This window comes from Bacillus sp. IBL03825 (assembly GCF_024712505.1).
Lineage (GTDB): Bacteria > Bacillota > Bacilli > Bacillales > Bacillaceae_G > Bacillus_A > Bacillus_A wiedmannii.
In genome coordinates this window covers 5,162,351-5,178,493 of the sequence record NZ_JAMXKE010000001.1, presented here as the reverse complement: position 1 = coordinate 5,178,493, position 16,143 = coordinate 5,162,351, and the positions used below count along the sequence as shown (strand labels likewise).

At 39.3% G+C, this 16,143-nt stretch carries 15 protein-coding genes; 14 read left to right on the top strand and 1 reads right to left on the bottom strand.

The annotated features are described in order from the left end of the window. Positions 1–9 precede the first annotated feature (9 nt). The gene (locus NHG49_RS26750) at positions 10–2,739 is read right to left on the bottom strand and encodes a putative bifunctional diguanylate cyclase/phosphodiesterase (protein ID WP_064476112.1); all 2,730 of its coding nucleotides are present in this window, start codon (positions 2,737–2,739) and stop codon (positions 10–12) included. A 289-nt stretch (positions 2,740–3,028) separates the two neighbouring features. Here NHG49_RS26750 and nuoA point away from each other — a divergent pair, with 289 nt between their 5' ends. The 14 genes from nuoA to murA all read left to right on the top strand — a co-directional run bounded on the left by nuoA (position 3,029) and on the right by murA (position 15,987). Continuing rightward, entirely contained in the window at positions 3,029–3,397 is a 369-nt protein-coding gene (gene nuoA / locus NHG49_RS26745) for an NADH-quinone oxidoreductase subunit NuoA (protein ID WP_000179273.1), read from the top strand. Continuing rightward, positions 3,388–3,906 (top strand): NADH-quinone oxidoreductase subunit NuoB, encoded by a 519-nt coding sequence (nuoB, locus tag NHG49_RS26740; protein ID WP_000236331.1) that lies wholly within the window; start codon positions 3,388–3,390, stop codon positions 3,904–3,906. The genes nuoA and nuoB overlap by 10 nt, the downstream gene beginning before the upstream one ends. Next, the gene (locus tag NHG49_RS26735) at positions 3,903–5,147 is read left to right on the top strand and encodes an NADH-quinone oxidoreductase subunit C (RefSeq protein WP_258126748.1); all 1,245 of its coding nucleotides are present in this window, start codon (positions 3,903–3,905) and stop codon (positions 5,145–5,147) included. Before nuoB ends, NHG49_RS26735 begins: the two co-directional genes overlap by 4 nt. A 3-nt stretch (positions 5,148–5,150) precedes the next feature. Next, positions 5,151–6,251 carry an NADH-quinone oxidoreductase subunit NuoD gene (gene nuoD / locus NHG49_RS26730; RefSeq protein WP_098101694.1) on the top strand — a complete coding sequence of 367 codons (1,101 nt, stop codon included), beginning with the start codon at positions 5,151–5,153 and terminating at the stop codon, positions 6,249–6,251. After that, the gene (gene nuoH / locus NHG49_RS26725; protein WP_000573437.1) at positions 6,251–7,252 is read left to right on the top strand and encodes an NADH-quinone oxidoreductase subunit NuoH; all 1,002 of its coding nucleotides are present in this window, start codon (positions 6,251–6,253) and stop codon (positions 7,250–7,252) included. Before nuoD ends, nuoH begins: the two co-directional genes overlap by 1 nt. 25 nt (positions 7,253–7,277) lie before the next feature. After that, positions 7,278–7,697 (top strand): NADH-quinone oxidoreductase subunit NuoI, encoded by a 420-nt coding sequence (gene nuoI, locus NHG49_RS26720; protein WP_000677191.1) that lies wholly within the window; start codon positions 7,278–7,280, stop codon positions 7,695–7,697. Then, positions 7,694–8,218: an NADH-quinone oxidoreductase subunit J gene (locus tag NHG49_RS26715; protein WP_064476115.1), complete on the top strand. Its 525-nt coding sequence runs from the start codon at positions 7,694–7,696 to the stop codon at positions 8,216–8,218. The genes nuoI and NHG49_RS26715 overlap by 4 nt, the downstream gene beginning before the upstream one ends. Then, positions 8,211–8,525, top strand: a complete 315-nt coding sequence (gene nuoK, locus NHG49_RS26710) for an NADH-quinone oxidoreductase subunit NuoK (RefSeq protein WP_000100078.1) — start codon at positions 8,211–8,213, stop codon at positions 8,523–8,525. The genes NHG49_RS26715 and nuoK overlap by 8 nt, the downstream gene beginning before the upstream one ends. A gap of 29 nt (positions 8,526–8,554) precedes the next feature. Next, positions 8,555–10,417, top strand: a complete 1,863-nt coding sequence (gene nuoL, locus NHG49_RS26705; protein WP_088047742.1) for an NADH-quinone oxidoreductase subunit L — start codon at positions 8,555–8,557, stop codon at positions 10,415–10,417. Continuing rightward, complete coding sequence (locus tag NHG49_RS26700; protein ID WP_088047743.1) at positions 10,414–11,916, top strand: NADH-quinone oxidoreductase subunit M; 1,503 nt, start codon at positions 10,414–10,416, stop codon at positions 11,914–11,916. Before nuoL ends, NHG49_RS26700 begins: the two co-directional genes overlap by 4 nt. Positions 11,917–11,923: 7 nt before the next feature. Then, positions 11,924–13,438 carry an NADH-quinone oxidoreductase subunit NuoN gene (gene nuoN, locus NHG49_RS26695; RefSeq protein WP_323135203.1) on the top strand — a complete coding sequence of 505 codons (1,515 nt, stop codon included), beginning with the start codon at positions 11,924–11,926 and terminating at the stop codon, positions 13,436–13,438. Positions 13,439–13,650: 212 nt separating this feature from the next. Then, positions 13,651–13,887, top strand: coding sequence for a DUF1146 family protein (locus NHG49_RS26690; RefSeq protein WP_000940744.1), 237 nt, complete (start codon positions 13,651–13,653; stop codon positions 13,885–13,887). A 51-nt stretch (positions 13,888–13,938) separates the two neighbouring features. After that, entirely contained in the window at positions 13,939–14,643 is a 705-nt protein-coding gene (locus tag NHG49_RS26685; protein ID WP_370458093.1) for a YwmB family TATA-box binding protein, read from the top strand. A 39-nt stretch (positions 14,644–14,682) separates the two neighbouring features. Continuing rightward, the gene (murA, locus tag NHG49_RS26680; RefSeq protein WP_000411269.1) at positions 14,683–15,987 is read left to right on the top strand and encodes a UDP-N-acetylglucosamine 1-carboxyvinyltransferase; all 1,305 of its coding nucleotides are present in this window, start codon (positions 14,683–14,685) and stop codon (positions 15,985–15,987) included. Positions 15,988–16,143: the final 156 nt, after the last annotated feature.

The window sequence follows — 16,143 nt, the reverse complement described above, 5'->3', positions numbered from 1 at the left end:
CAGTATGAGCTATTGGTTCATACTGGGTGTTTTTTGTAGAAATTTTATAAATTGATGACTCGTAAGTGGTTTACTGAAATAGTAGCCTTGCATATATTTACAGTTGTTCTTTTGTAGAAACTTAAGTTGTTTTTCTGTTTCAATTCCTTCAGCAACGACAGAAAGGTTTAAAGTATTTGCAAGGGAAAGGATAGTGGAAACGATAGCTCTTTCCTCAGGTCGATGATCGGCTAGTTGTGTAAATTCTCTCGGTACTTTTAATGTATCGATAGGGAAAATTGATAAATAAGCGAGAGAAGAATAGCCGGTACCGAAGTCATCAATGGACGTTTGAATACCATATTCCTTTAATTGTTTTAGTCTTGATAATGTTTCTTTTTCATCAATCATTGCAATGCGTTCTGTTAACTCAAGTATTACATGCTTTGGATCGACTTTAATGTCTGTTAGTATTTGTGAAATGTTCTTGATTAAATTCTCTTGCTGGAACTCTTTTGCGGATAAGTTCACACTTATTTTTAAATCTGTGTAGCCGAAAGTATGCCATATTTTTAACTGGCGACAGGATTCTTTTAATACCCAATGACCGAGTGGAACGACTTGTGGCGTCTCTTCTACAATTGGAATGAACTCACATGGCGGAATGTCACCTAGGAGTGGGTGTTTCCAACGTATTAATGCTTCAGCACCAATAATCTTTTTCGTCGTAATATCAACTTGTGGTTGATAGACGAGATAAAACTCTTCGTTTACTAAAGCGAGTGGTAAATCTTTTTCAATTCGAGCTTTTCGTTCCATTTTTTTATACAATTCTTTCGTGTACAGAGAGCTACCGTTTTTTCCTTTGTTCTTTGCTTCGTACATGGCCATATCAGCATGCTGTAAAATAGACAATGGATCTTCACCTGCTTCAGGATATATTGCAATCCCGATGCTCGGTGAGATTTGTAAATGTTGATTTTCGATTTCGAATGGTTCGTTCATGGCTGCTACAATCGTATCAGCCATTTTTTTTACATCGGGTCTTTTTTTATAATTTTCGATAAGGATTGTGAACTCATCTCCAGCTAGCCGGGCAAGCTTCATACTTGGTGTCGATAGTCTTTCGAGTCTTTTTGCTACTGCAATTAATAGAAGGTCTCCTACCCTATGACCGAGGGTATCATTAATAACCTTAAAGCGGTCTAGGTCGAGAAACATAACAGCAAAAGGCCTTTTTGATATTTCGGATCGAGCAATTGCTTGTTCTACATATTGATGAAATGAACGGCGATTTGCAAGCTCTGTTAAAGTATCATGGTATGCCAGAAAATTAATTTGTTCTTGTTGTTGTTTGCTTTCCGTAATATCTTTAATCATTAAATAAACCCCAGAAATATGATTCTTTAAAAAGATAGGAACAGCTGTAACATGCAAGTAGTAAATATCTCTATTTTTATGATATGCCCGTATTTCTAAAGAAATAGATTTCCCCTTTTTTACGCTATGAAAGGCATTAATGATTTCTTCCAAATCTTCTTCATACGTAAGTGAATAGTAAGGTTGATTTAATAATTCATTCGTTTGATAACCGAGCAAAGTAGTACCAGCGTTATTCACTTTGAGAAAATTACCGTACAAATCTAAGGTGAAGATTGGATCTGGATGATGCTCATATAAAGATTTAAACATCTGTTGGTTATGATATAGTTCATTTTTTTGTTCTACTAAATCTTCTGTACGTAGTTCAATTTGTTTTTCGAGTTCCGAGTTGAATTGCATTTGGGCTAGTAATAATATTTTATTTTGTCTTCGAACTAAACTATGGCGTATGAGAACGAAGGAGAAAGTTATTATAAGCCCGATTACTACAATCGGTGCAAAAACATATTCAACTAATATAAAAACAATAAGCATTACTACAGAAATATAAGGTAATGATAATCTGATCGATTCCCCAAGTTTAGGGGTTAATAGTACTTGCTCTTGTTTTTCAGGTTCTTTTGTATGCAGAATACAGGCAATTGCTACTAGTACTAAAGTTACTTGATAGAGAGGAGTAACTGTAAACATAGAATACTCTGGTGTGAAGTATTTGATATAAGCATAAATCGCATCTGTAGTAGCATACAAAATTAAAGCAATGCCAAGAAGCGCACCAACTTTTTTTGATAATAAGGATAATGGCTTGAATAACAGATTGATTCCTATGAGAAAAAAGAGCAAATCGGCCATTGGATAGGTAAGTTGAACAAATATGTCGATATAGGATGTTGAAGAAATGTGAATGGTTCGTTCAATAAGTAAGTAGTAACTTAAAGTAAATTGGGCTGTAACAATAATACAAATATCACATATCATAAAAAGCTTTTCTAATAAATCGCGATTATAGATGATTTCATATAGAAAGGCAAATGCAAAGCTAATTAAAAAAAGTAGGTAAAAAAAGTCAGACGGATCAACGAATGTATAGTAATCCTTTAAAATTAAACGTTGATAGGCAACGACTAAATCACCAATGAAATAAGAGAGGGTTCCAACACATAATATGGTCCAAAATAAACGAGGTAACCCTTCTTTCCTATTTGAAAAATAAAGTATATAACTACAAGCGATAATATCAATGAATAAGGTACTCATTCCAATTAATATTTGAAAAGGAAATGAGTATTCATATAGAAAAGGCATTGCCACGTAATGAATCGCTATAGACAACAATATAATGCTTATAAGAATACTTACATGTGTTTGTTTTTTCATTTATCTCACCCACGGTATATACATATAAATTCCTCTTTTTATTTTTTATTGTTTCTTGAAAAACATATATAATTTCTATACTTATTTTGCACAGGTATAGCGAGTTATAAAAATAGATTTTAATAATTCTCGTTTCTGTCCCCAACATATCGACATAGGAATTTGAAGTTTGCTATAATGATTAAAATAGTTGCATTATTTAGAAAAATTTAAAAATAATAATTACTGCAACTAGGACATATTGTTTACTAAGTGAACTTGTTCTTAATTCAGGGGGGAGGGTTTCACAATGGCAAGTGTATATGAAAATAGTTATATGATCGTTTTGATTTTCTTGCTATTAGGTATATTGCTGCCGGTAGTGGCTCTTACATTAGGAAGGATGCTGCGTCCAAACAAACCAAGTGCAGCGAAAGCGACGACGTATGAGAGTGGGATTGAGCCTTTTCATGATGCAAATATTCGGTTTCATGCTCGTTATTATATTTTTGCTTTATTGTTTGTCATCTTTGATGTAGAAACTTTATTTTTATATCCATGGGCTGTTGCATATGACAAGCTCGGTTTATTTGCACTGATTGAAATGCTCATCTTTGTTGTAATGTTGCTAGTTGGATTAGCGTATGCTTGGAAAAAGAAGGTGTTACAATGGTTATAAATTTTGAGGAATTACATCCAAATGAACGAGCGGAATTAGAACGAAATATCTTTTTTTCTACATTGGAGCAGTTGAAAGGATGGGCACGGAGCAATTCTTTATGGCCGATGACATTCGGACTAGCATGCTGTGCAATTGAAATGATGGGAGTAGGTTCATCACATTACGATTTAGATCGATTTGGGTCATTTTTTCGGACTTCACCAAGGCAATCGGACGTTATGATTGTGTCGGGAACGGTAACGAAGAAGATGGCTCCTATTGTTCGGCGTTTATACGATCAAATGCCTGAACCAAAATGGGTGATTGCAATGGGATCTTGTGCGACAGCAGGTGGCCCATATGTAAATTCATATGCTGTTGTGAAAGGTGTGGATCAAATTGTACCAGTTGACGTGTATATTCCTGGCTGCCCACCAAATCCCGCCGCTTTAATTTATGGAATTAATAAATTGAAAGAAAAAATTCGTTACGAGGCAAAGACAGGAAAGCAGGTGACGAATAAATGAGTGATCCAAATAAAGACCTAGAGGATTTGAAAAGAGAAGCGGCTAGGCGTGCGAAAGAAGAGGCGAGAAAGCGTCTCGTTGTGAAACATGATGCGGAAATAAGGAAACTTGAGGAAGAAGATCAAGAAAAAGAGAAAGCGCTACCAAAAAATGATGGTATGACTGTGGAAGAAGCAAAACGACGTGCAGCCGCGGCAAAAGCAAAAGCGGCAGCATTAGCGAAGCAGAAAAGAGAAGGAACAGAAGAGGTAACGGGAGAGGAAAAGGCGAAAGCGAAGGCAGCAGCCGCGGCAAAAGCAAAAGCGGCAGCGTTAGCGAAGCAAAAAAGAGAAGGAATAGAAGAAATACCGGAAGAAGAAAAGGCGAAAGCGAAGGCAGCAGCCGCGGCAAAAGCAAAAGCGGCAGCGTTAGCGAAGCAAAAAAGAGAAGGAATAGAAGAAATACCGGAAGAAGAAAAGGCGAAAGCGAAGGCAGCAGCCGCGGCAAAAGCAAAAGCAGCGGCATTAGCGAAGCAGAAAAGAGAAGGAACCGAAGAAGTAACGGAAGAGGACAAGGCTAAGGCGAAAGCAAAGGCCGTGGCAGCAGCAAAGGCAAAGGCAGCGGCTCTAGCGAAGCAGAAGGCCTCGCAAGGTGATGGGGAATCGGGAGATGAAAAGGCGAAGGCAATTGCAGCAGCGAAGGCGAAAGCGGCTGCGGCAGCAAGGGCGAAGACAAAGGGCGCTGAAGGTAAAGCGGAAGAGGAGCCGAAGCAGGAAGAGTCATCCGTGAATCAGCCGTATTTAAATCAGTATGTTGAAGTTATTAAGGGGAGAATAGGAGAGGATACATTAGTAGATTCCTATATTAATAAACTTTCAAAAGATGTACCAACTCTTGTGGCGGAGCCCTCAAAATATTATGAAGTAATGGAGTTACTGCGATTCCATGAGGGACTTGCTTTTGATTATATGTCAGAGCTACATGCGACGGATTTTGTGACACATATGGAAGTATATGTTCATTTATTTTCATATGGAAAGAAACAGTCAGTAGCGGTGAAGGTAAAGCTGGATAGGGAAGAGCCGCAAGTAGAATCGGTGACAGCGCTTTGGAAAGGAGCGGACTGGCCAGAGCGAGAAGCATATGATTTGCTCGGCATTGTATTTAAGGGACATCCGAATTTATCACGTATTTTAATGCCGGATGATTGGATAGGGTATCCGCTTAGGAAAGATTATGAACCGTATGATGTGGAGGTGTAGCTTATGATCCGTACGGAAGAAATGCTTTTGAATGTAGGGCCTCAGCATCCGAGTACGCATGGTGTATTCAGGCTTGTTATTAAGATTGACGGGGAAATTATTAAAGAAGCTACACCAGTTATTGGATATTTGCATCGCGGGACCGAAAAGATTGCCGAGAGCTTACAGTATACACAAATTATCCCTTATACAGATCGAATGGACTATTTATCGGCCATGACGAATAATTACGTCATTTGCCATGCTGTAGAGACGATGATGGGGCTTGAAATCCCGGAGCGGGCCGAATACTTACGAGTGCTTGCAATGGAGCTTGGAAGGATTGCAAGCCACCTCGTTTGGTGGGGGACAAATCTTCTTGATATAGGAGCGGTCAGCCCGTTTTTGTACGCGTTTCGTGAACGAGAGATGATTATAAATTTATTAAACGAATTATGCGGTGCCCGGCTTACTTTTAACTATATGAGAGTCGGGGGTGTAAAGTGGGATGCGCCGGACGGTTGGATTGAAAAAGTGGAAGAGTTTGTTCCGTATATGAGAGAGCAATTAGCAGGTTATCATGATCTCGTTAGCGGTAATGAGATTTTCTTAAATCGTGTAAAAGGCGTTGGTATATATAACGCGGAAGAAGCGATTTCGTATTCTTTAAGCGGAGCGAATTTGCGGTGTACCGGAGTAAACTGGGATCTTCGCAAGGATGAACCGTACTCCATTTATGATCGTTTTGATTTCGATATTCCTGTTGGGAGTGTGGGAGATGCTTGGGATCGTTACGTTTGCCGCATGCAAGAGATTGAGGAGTCATTAAAAATTGTTGAGCAAGCTGTCCAGCAGTTTCCAAAAGACGGAGCTGTGCTAGCAAAAGTACCGAAAATCATTAAGGCGCCTAAAGGGGAAGCGTTCGTCCGTATAGAATCGCCGCGAGGAGAGATTGGTTGCTATATTGCTAGTGATGGAAAGAAAGAGCCGTACCGCTTGAAGTTTCGCAGGCCGTCTTTTTACAATTTGCAAATTTTACCGAAGTTATTGAAAGGTGAAAACATCGCCAATTTAATTACGATTTTAGGTGGAGTTGATATTGTACTTGGGGAGGTTGATGGCTAATGATTGAAACGCTCTTACAATCACCTTCAAGCTGGACGAATTTCTTCATTTTTTTCGGATTAGCGGTGCTTCTATTATTTGCAGTCCTTGGCTTCGTTACATATGGTATTTTGGCAGAACGGAAAGTGATGGGTTTTATGCAAGGGCGGATTGGCCCAAACCAAGTTGGGGGCCGGTTCGGCTTACTACAAACGGTAGCTGATGTTTTAAAACTATTACTGAAAGAAGATAGTATTCCGAAAGCGGCAGATAAACCGTTGTTTATATTAGCACCTGTTATTGCATTCGCACCGGCATTTATGGTGCTTGCAGTCATCCCGTTTACTGATAAATTTCAGTTCGCGGATATTGGCGTAGGCTTACTGTATTACATTGCTGTTTCTGGCATTACGACGATTGGTGTCGTAACTGGAGGATGGGCATCAAATAATAAATATTCCCTTTTAGGAGGGATGCGTGCGGCGGCGCAAATGATTTCTTATGAAATTCCGCTCGTAATGAGTGTAATTGGCGTCGTTTTGTTAGCTGGTAGCCTGAATTTAAATGAAATTGTAGCGGCGCAGGAGAATGTTTGGTACATTTTCGTGCAGCCAATCGGTTTCGTCGTTTTCTTAATCGCGGCGGTAGCAGAGTTAAATAGGACGCCGTTTGATTTACCAGAAGCAGAATCGGAACTTGTTTCTGGATATCATACGGAATACTCAGGGTTTCGATGGGCGTTTTTCATGCTTTCAGAGTACGTATATTTCTTCGGAATGGCATCTTTAATTACAGTGCTCTTTTTAGGCGGATGGAATCCAGTTATGTTCCTTGGATTTATCCCAGGAGCTGTATGGTTTGCTTTGAAATTTAGCAGTGTAGTCTTTCTATTAATTTGGTTCCGCGTTACGTTCCCGCGTATAAGAGGTGACCAGTTAATGGAGTTTGGCTGGAAAGTATTATTGCCAATTGCACTTGCAAATATTTTCTTAACGGCATTGATTAAGGAGTTGTTCTTCTAATCTATGAGGGGGGTGCCAGTAAGAGATGAAAGGACTATTTAAAGGATTAAAATATACATTAAGCAATTTGAGTAAGAAGAAGGTGACTTATGATTATCCGAATCAACCGTTGCCGCTGCCGGACCGCTTTCGAGGTATTCAAAAGTTTTATCCGGAAAAGTGTATTGTTTGTAATCAGTGCTCCAACATTTGTCCGACAGACTGTATTCAGTTAACGGGAAAAAAACATCCGGATCCTACGAAAAAAGGAAAAATTATCGACACGTACGACATTAATTTTGAAATTTGTATTCTGTGTGATTTATGTACAGAAGTTTGTCCGACAGAGGCGATTGTTATGACAAATAACTTTGAACTCGCGGAATATTCACGTGATGATTTATTTAAAAATTTGCAGTGGCTTGACGAAAACGACGAAAACGTCAGGAAGGAGAATAAAGCATGAATGGCGAGTTTGTAGCATTCTTCATACTATCCTTGTCTGCAATTATCGGCGGTATTCTTATGTTGAACTTAACGAAAGTCATGCATATGATGCTAGCTCTCGTTCTGACATTTCTTAGTATCGCAGGTTTGTACTTTCTTTTATCGGCCGAATTTATCGGAGTTGCACAAATTTTACTTTACTCCGGTGCGATCACAATTATTATGATTTTTGGCATTATGTTAACACAACATAACGCAGAAAATGAATCGCGTCTTACTCTTCGAAAATGGATTATCTTCTTTGCGGTTGTAGCATTTGGGGCAGTTATGTATTTCGCTGTTAACAATATTGATTTTGCAAATGAAAGCACACAAGGAAGTTTACCTCTCCATGAAAAAAACACACTTCAAATCGGTACACTTCTCTATTCGAAATATATTATTCCATTTGAGTTAACCTCAGTTATTTTACTTGTAGCACTTGTTGGCGCGATTATACTTGCGAAGAAGGATGAGAAAGAGGAGGATTCCAATGAGTAGCGTTCCAGCTTCTGCATATTTAACGCTTGCGATTATTTTGTTTTGCATCGGTTTGTTTGGAGCTTTAACGAAGCGAAATACAGTGATTGTATTAGTTTGTATTGAATTAATGCTTAACGCGGCCAATTTGAATTTAGTAGCGTTTAGTAAATTAGGTTTGTTCCCAAATTTAACAGGGCAAATTTTCTCTCTATTTACGATGGCTGTAGCAGCAGCGGAGGCGGCGGTAGGACTCGCCATTTTAATTGCTTTGTATCGTAATCGTACGACGGTTCATGTAGATGAAATGGATACGCTCAAAGGATAACATTGTGACCGAAAAGGGGGAAGGAAACAATGATCGATTATGCATGGCTCATACCGCTTTTCCCGCTTGTTTCGTTTTTTTTATTACTTATATTCGGGAAGAAAATTAGAGAAGGAAGCAGTGTACTTAGTATTTTCCTCGTCTTTCTCTCCTTTATATTTGCGGTACTTGTATTAATAGAAAGATTTTCAGAAGCAAGCGTGAAGCATAAGTGGGTATGGCTTAGAACGGGAGATATTGATATATCATTTGGCTTTGAAGTGACTGCATTAGGGGCTTTAATGCTGTTTATCGTTACACTTGTGAGTTTACTTGTACATGTGTATTCGAAAGGTTATATGAAAGGTGAGGAAAGATTACCAACCTTTTATGCCTATTTAGGGCTCTTTACATTTGCGATGCTCGGGCTCGTTATATCCCCGAATTTATTACAGCTTTATATATTTTGGGAGTTAGTCGGCCTTGGTTCATTTTTACTCATCGGTTTTTATTTCTTTAAAGAAGAAGCGAAGGCTGCTGCGAAAAAGGCTTTTATTATGACTCGTATTGGAGATGTCGGTTTATTTATTGGGATGATCTTAATTTTCTGGCATGCAGGTAGTTTTGAATATGACGCAATATTTAGGGCGATTCATACGGGGGATCTTACCCCTACGATGATTACAATAACAGCGATATTAATTTTTATCGGTGCGATGGGGAAGTCAGGTCAGTTCCCGCTTCATACGTGGTTACCAGATGCGATGGAAGGGCCGACGCCTGTTTCGGCACTTATTCATGCGGCGACGATGGTCGCAGCTGGCGTATATTTAGTGGCGACGATGTTCCCGCTATTTTCAGCAAGTGCGGTGGCGATGCAGACGGTGGCAATTGTTGGAGCCTTCACTGCAATCTTTGCGGCTTCCATAGGTCTTGTACAAACGGATATAAAGAGAGTGCTTGCTTATTCTACAGTGAGCCAGCTTGGGTATATGATGCTTGCGTTAGGATCTGCCGGTTATGTAGCTGGTGTTTTCCATTTAACGACACACGCCTTTTTTAAAGCGCTACTATTTTTGGCGGCAGGAAGTGTCATTCATGCAGTGCATACGCAAGACATTAATAAAATGGGTGGTTTACAGAAGAAGATGAAAGTAACGGGTGCACTATTTTTAATCGGTACACTTGCAATTAGTGGGGTTCCGCTCCTTTCAGGTTTCTTTAGTAAAGATGAAATTTTAGCGGTGACTTGGATGAATGGCAATTACGTTTTATTCATATTAGCAGTAATTGCAGCGTTCTTAACAGCATTCTACATGTTCCGGCTATACTTCCTTGTCTTTACTGGGGAAGCCAAGACGAAGGGAGATGTGCAGGAATCGCCCCGCATTATGACGTATCCGATGATCGTCCTTGGCGTTCTCGCGGTAGTGGCGGGTTATATGAATACACCATGGTTTGGGACATTCCTCGGGGATTGGCTTACGAAAGATGTAGCATTTAAAGCGCGAGAGGCACACGGACCAGTTTGGATTATGATCGTAGCGACTATCGTTTCATTTGCTGGGATTGCTCTTGCATATTTCATATATGGCAAGAAATCTATTTCTAGAGATTGGGCTGGTGGTGATGGAACACCTCTTTATAACCTTTTGAAAGAAAAATATTATGTGGATGAACTATACAATATGACGGTGCTCCCTATTACGAAGGGAGTCGCCCATGTGCTTCGCTTATTTGAGGTGTATGTAGTCGAAGGAATTGCCATTTTAATAGGGAGTCTAATTAAAGGGATAAGCGGACTCGGTTCTAGACTCCAAAACGGAAATGTACAAGTGTACGGCACTGTAACAGCTGTTTCGCTTGCAGTACTCGTCATTATTTTGCTCTATACGGGAGGGGATTTACGATGAATGATTTGTTATTAACGTTCTTCATTTTTTCCCCGCTTTTAGGAATTCTCTTACTTGTATTAACACCGAAAAAAGAATCGCGTACAGTGCGAGCGCTTGGTTTATTTGGAACGGCGCTTCCATTTGGAATCGCTATCGTTCTCGCTTGTACATACGCTTCTGGAAAGAGTTTATCGCTATTTGATGAAAAAGTGAAATGGATTAAATTTGGGGATCTTGCAGCGGTGGATAAAAGATTGTTTTCCATTTATTACGAGCTCGGCATTGATGGTTTATCGCTCGTTATGATGGTGCTGACAGCCCTTCTAGCGATGCTTGCAGCAATTGCGGCATTTACTATTAAAAGAAACTTGAAAGCCTTTTATATGCTGCTACTCATGTTAGAAATAGGGATGCTCGGCGTCTTCGCTGCTCAAAATTTAATGTTGTTCTTTATCTTCTTTGAAATTACGTTGCCACCAATGTTTTTATTAATTGGGAAGTGGGGGAAATTGTCGAGTGAAAAAGCTGCTTATAGTTATTTAATATATAACGGTATTGGCTCCGCTATTTTGCTCATCGTTTTCTCGGTTTTATTTGCGAAAACAGGTACAACAAATATTACAGAGCTTAAAGAAATATTAACGAGTGTAGGTGCTGGGGGAGGAATGGCTGTCTCAAGTAGTTTACAGTTCGGCTTGTTTCTTGCCATAATGATTGCTTTTGCGATTAAACTACCCGTTTTCCCGTTACATCGCTGGATGGTCAATGTGCATATTGAAGCGCATCCGGCTGTAGTTATGCTTCATGCGGGCGTTTTACTGAAGATTGGGGCATACGGTATGATTCGTTTCGGAAAGGGGCTATTCCCGGAATACTTTCGCGAGTTTGCAACGCTCATTGCGATTTTAGGAGTCATTAATTTATTGTACGGAGCCTTCTTAGCGCTCATCCAAACGGACTTCCGGAAGGTACTTGCTTACTCTAGTATTTCGCATATGGGCATTGTATTAATGGGCCTTGCGGCGTTAAATGCACCAGGTACACAAGGGGCACTATTCCAAGTTGTCTCTCACGGTTTAATTGCAGCCTTACTTTTCTTCTTACTGGGCGTTATAGAACAGCGCTTTGGAACGTCGGATATTACAGCGCTTGGCGGACTCGCAAAAAGTGTCCCGGTACTTAGCGGATTCTTCTTAGCAGGAGGAATGGCATCGCTTGGATTACCAGGAATGTCTGGATTTGTTAGCGAGTTTCTTGCCTTTCTCGGTTTATTCCAAGGGGAGCCAATCATTGCTACAGTCGGTGTACTTGGCATCATTTTAACCGCTGTATACGTATTGAGAGCGACACTTCAAGTAACATTTGGTAAGAAAGAGTGGGAGGCGAAAGCTGATATACACGGATGGGAGTATGTCCCTATATTGCTACTTATCTTCTGCATTATTGCAATTGGAGTAATGCCAGAAATACTAGGGGATCCGCTTCAAAATACATTGAAAACATTGGGGGTGAAGTAGGATGGATATGAATACGTTACTTAGCTTATCATGGCATCTCATGGTGCCAGAATTCATTATTCTTGGAGCTGCCATCCTTCTTTCCATATGTGATTTGTTTTTTAAGTTGAACCATAGATATGTAGCGCTTAGTGCAATCGCAGCCGTCATATTAGCAATTGTCTCATTAATTACGCTATATGGTGAACCGACAGGAGATATTTTAAACGGATCGTTTGTGTTAGATGGGTTTTCAAAAGGGTTCAAAACGTTGTTGTTAGGCGGAGCGGCCCTCATCTTATGCACCGCAATGAGCGATGATAAGAAGAATCCAATTGAAGATAAGGGAGAATATTATTACTTATTTTTAATGGCACTTCTTGGGGCTATGTTTATGGCTTCTAGTGTCGACTTCATTACACTTTTCATCGGTTTAGAATTGCTTTCACTTTCTTCATATATTTTAGTAGGAATACGAAAAAAGAACCGTGCATCAAACGAGGCGGCCATGAAATATGTCATTAATGGAGGAATTGGAACGGCAATTACGCTCTTTGGAATGAGTTATTTATACGGTATTACAGGATCAACTAATATCGTGGATATGCAAAAAGTATTCACAGGGGAGCTTGCTGGTGGTATTCAGTTATTGTTAGCTCTCGCATTTCTACTCCTGCTCGTTGGACTCTCATTTAAAATTGCGACAGTACCGTTTCATATGTGGGCACCAGATGTGTATGAGGGAGCGGCTACGCCTGTTACTGCTTTTCTCGGGACGATTTCTAAAATTGCAGGGTTCTTACTAATTACTCGTCTGTTTCTCATGGTTTTTGCAAGTGTATCGGTGCAAGGAGACATGCAATCTTTATACGGACGTATGAGCATATACATTGTAGTACTAGCGAGTATTACGATGATTATTGGAAACGTAGTAGCGTTAAAGCAATATAACGTAAAACGTCTATTTGCCTATTCGGGAATCGCACATGCGGGGTATTTACTCGTTCCGCTTGTAGCATTATCACCATTTACGATGGATAGCATGTGGTTTTACATGCTTGCGTATATGCTTATGAATATAGGCGCGTTTGCAATTATCCACGGCTTAATCTTACAAAGCGACAAAGAAAACATTACCATTTTCACCGGATTATATAAGCGGTCGCCATTTACAGCGATAGTGATGACGATTTTTATATTATCGTTGGCCGGGATACCAGGAACAGCTGGTTTCATCGGGAAAATTAACATCTTTTTAGGTGCACTGCATGTAGAGCCAGCTCATTACGTACTAGCTTCTATTATGATGGGGACGACAGTCATCTCATTCGTATATTATTTCCGTATTTTACAGCAAATGTTTTTCCGGACGGGAGAAGTGGAAGAGAAAATTCGTTTGCCATTGAATATAAAGGTTGTTATGAGCCTTTGTGCAATTGCGATTGTAATACTAGGGATTATGCCGATGATTGGATACAATTTCTTTTATGAATATTTTCCATTAATGAAGGATTTCTTCTTCTTAGGGAACGTGGTACAATAGTGAAAATAAAAGGTGTGGAGTTGTTACTCTGCGCTTTTTATTTTGTGTGAATTACAATTGAAAATGCATGTAGGTATATGTTTTTTGAGAGCAAATTATGATGTGAAATGTAAGATGCTTATTTGTATTTGAAAAAGTGTGGCTCCTACTTATTATGGTATCGTTTTTATAGTATTTCGTAAGTAGTAGCTGGGTAAAAAGGGGTCGATTTTTTGGCACATCTTTTAGGGCAACAAGCACTGATTGCCATTGTTTCGCATTTATTGTTTATTACCATTACATGGTGGGCCTTACAAGGTGTTCACATTGAGCGTTTAATGAAGTCTGGAAAGGTGATGCAGACGCGAGTGTTACTCATCCTAATTACAATTGCAATTGGGACATCTGTAAGTAACTTTTTCCTTGATTATTTAGGCTATTCAAAGAGTTTAACGTATTTAGTAAAGTAAGTGTATAGAACCTCATATCTCCGTTAACAATGGGGATAGGAGGGGATGAAATTGAAGCTTAAAGCCATTCTTATTGTTGTGATAAGTGTTGTTTTATTTTTGGTTGGATATAGAGAGATGAAACCGATCAGCGATGAACAGAAAATGGAGAGCATGATTGCAACTTTAGAGAAAAATGATGCTAAAGTAGAGAAGTGGTCATGGTTAGCGCGAGAAACAAAAACAATTTCTAATATACATACGTTTCAAAAGTTGTTAAACGATGTGAAGGACAAGGCGAATGTTCAAAAGTGGGAATTAGAGCAATCTCCAGATGGATATAAAGCTACATCCTATAAAAAATTTTCTTCTTATGAAGAACGAGTAGTAGTAACATGGAGTAAGGAAAATACTAAAGAAAACACTTTCATTATTTTTGAAGTAAGCGGGGCGAAATGGGACCCGAAGTACATTCAGAAAACAAATAAAATTTTTAGTGAAAAACCTATAATTTACACTTGTGTTCAAGGTGTACTGAATGATAAGATTGAAGGTGTTTTGCAAAATAAAACCAATCAGGTTTTGAAAGATCTTTCAGCAAGAGCGATCGAACAGATAGAAGAAAGAGCATTTGTGTCAGTCTCCGCATACAATAAAAAGTGGGATGACGCTCTTTCAACAAATAGAGAGAAAATAAATGTGCAAATAGCAATACGTTCTACAGACAACAAAGATACAATTGTGGTTGGCACACCGATCATAACTTCTGAGTATTGAGTGAATAGATACTGAAAAAAGGACACGGAGGGGAATAATTTGGAAAAGATCATCGTCCGTGGCGGAAAGCGGTTAAACGGCACAGTGCGTGTTGAGGGCGCAAAAAATGCTGTATTACCTATAATCGCTGCAGCCCTATTAGCGAGTGATGGAAAGAATGTACTATCTGAAGTACCAGTTTTGTCTGATGTATACACAATTAATGAGGTATTACGTCATTTAAATGCTGAAGTCGTATTTGAAAATAACCAAGTAACAATCGATGCTTCTAAAGAACTAAACATTGAAGCACCATTTGAATATGTACGTAAAATGCGTGCATCTGTTCAAGTAATGGGACCATTACTTGCACGTAACGGTCGTGCTCGTATTGCACTTCCTGGTGGATGTGCAATTGGTTCACGTCCAATTGACCAACATTTAAAAGGCTTCGAAGCAATGGGAGCAAAAGTACAGGTTGGTAATGGTTTTGTTGAGGCATACGTTGAGGGAGAACTAAAAGGAGCTAAAATTTATTTAGACTTCCCAAGCGTGGGCGCGACAGAAAACATTATGTCTGCAGCTACATTAGCAAAAGGGACAACAATCCTTGAAAACGCAGCGAAAGAACCAGAAATCGTTGACTTAGCTAACTTCTTAAATGCAATGGGAGCGAAAGTACGCGGAGCTGGAACTGGAACGATTCGTATCGAAGGCGTTGATAAATTATATGGTGGAAACCACTCTATTATTCCTGACCGTATTGAAGCGGGAACATTCATGGTTGCAGCGGCAATTACTGGTGGAGACATCTTAATTGAAAATGCTGTACCTGAACATTTACGCTCAATTACAGCGAAAATGGAAGAAATGGGTGTTAAAGTTATTGAGGAAAATGAAGGTGTACGTGTTATCGGCCCAGATAAGTTAAAAGCGGTTGATATTAAAACTATGCCTCACCCAGGTTTCCCAACAGACATGCAATCACAAATGATGGCATTATTACTACAAGCTGATGGAACAAGTATGATTACAGAAACGGTATTCGAAAACCGCTTTATGCACGTTGAAGAATTCCGTCGTATGAATGCTGATATTAAAATTGAAGGTCGTTCTGTTATTATGAACGGTCCAAACAGCTTACAAGGTGCTGAAGTAGGTGCAACTGACTTACGTGCTGCTGCTGCATTAATCTTAGCTGGTTTAGTATCTGAAGGTTACACTCGTGTAACTGAGTTAAAGCATCTTGACCGTGGTTATGTAGATTTCCATAAGAAATTAGCTGCATTAGGTGCAACTATTGAACGTGTAAACGAAAAAGTAGAAGAAGTGAAAGAACAAGAAGTTTCTGATCTTCACGCTTAATTGAAATAGTCTCTACGTCTTTTGACGTAGGGGCTATTTTTTTGGGTTATTACTGTTATAGTCAATAAATTCTATACTTATGCACGTACCAGTAAAAATATTTAGAAAATTTTTGTTTTATCCTGCGTTAACTGCCCGTAAACATTCGATTGGTGC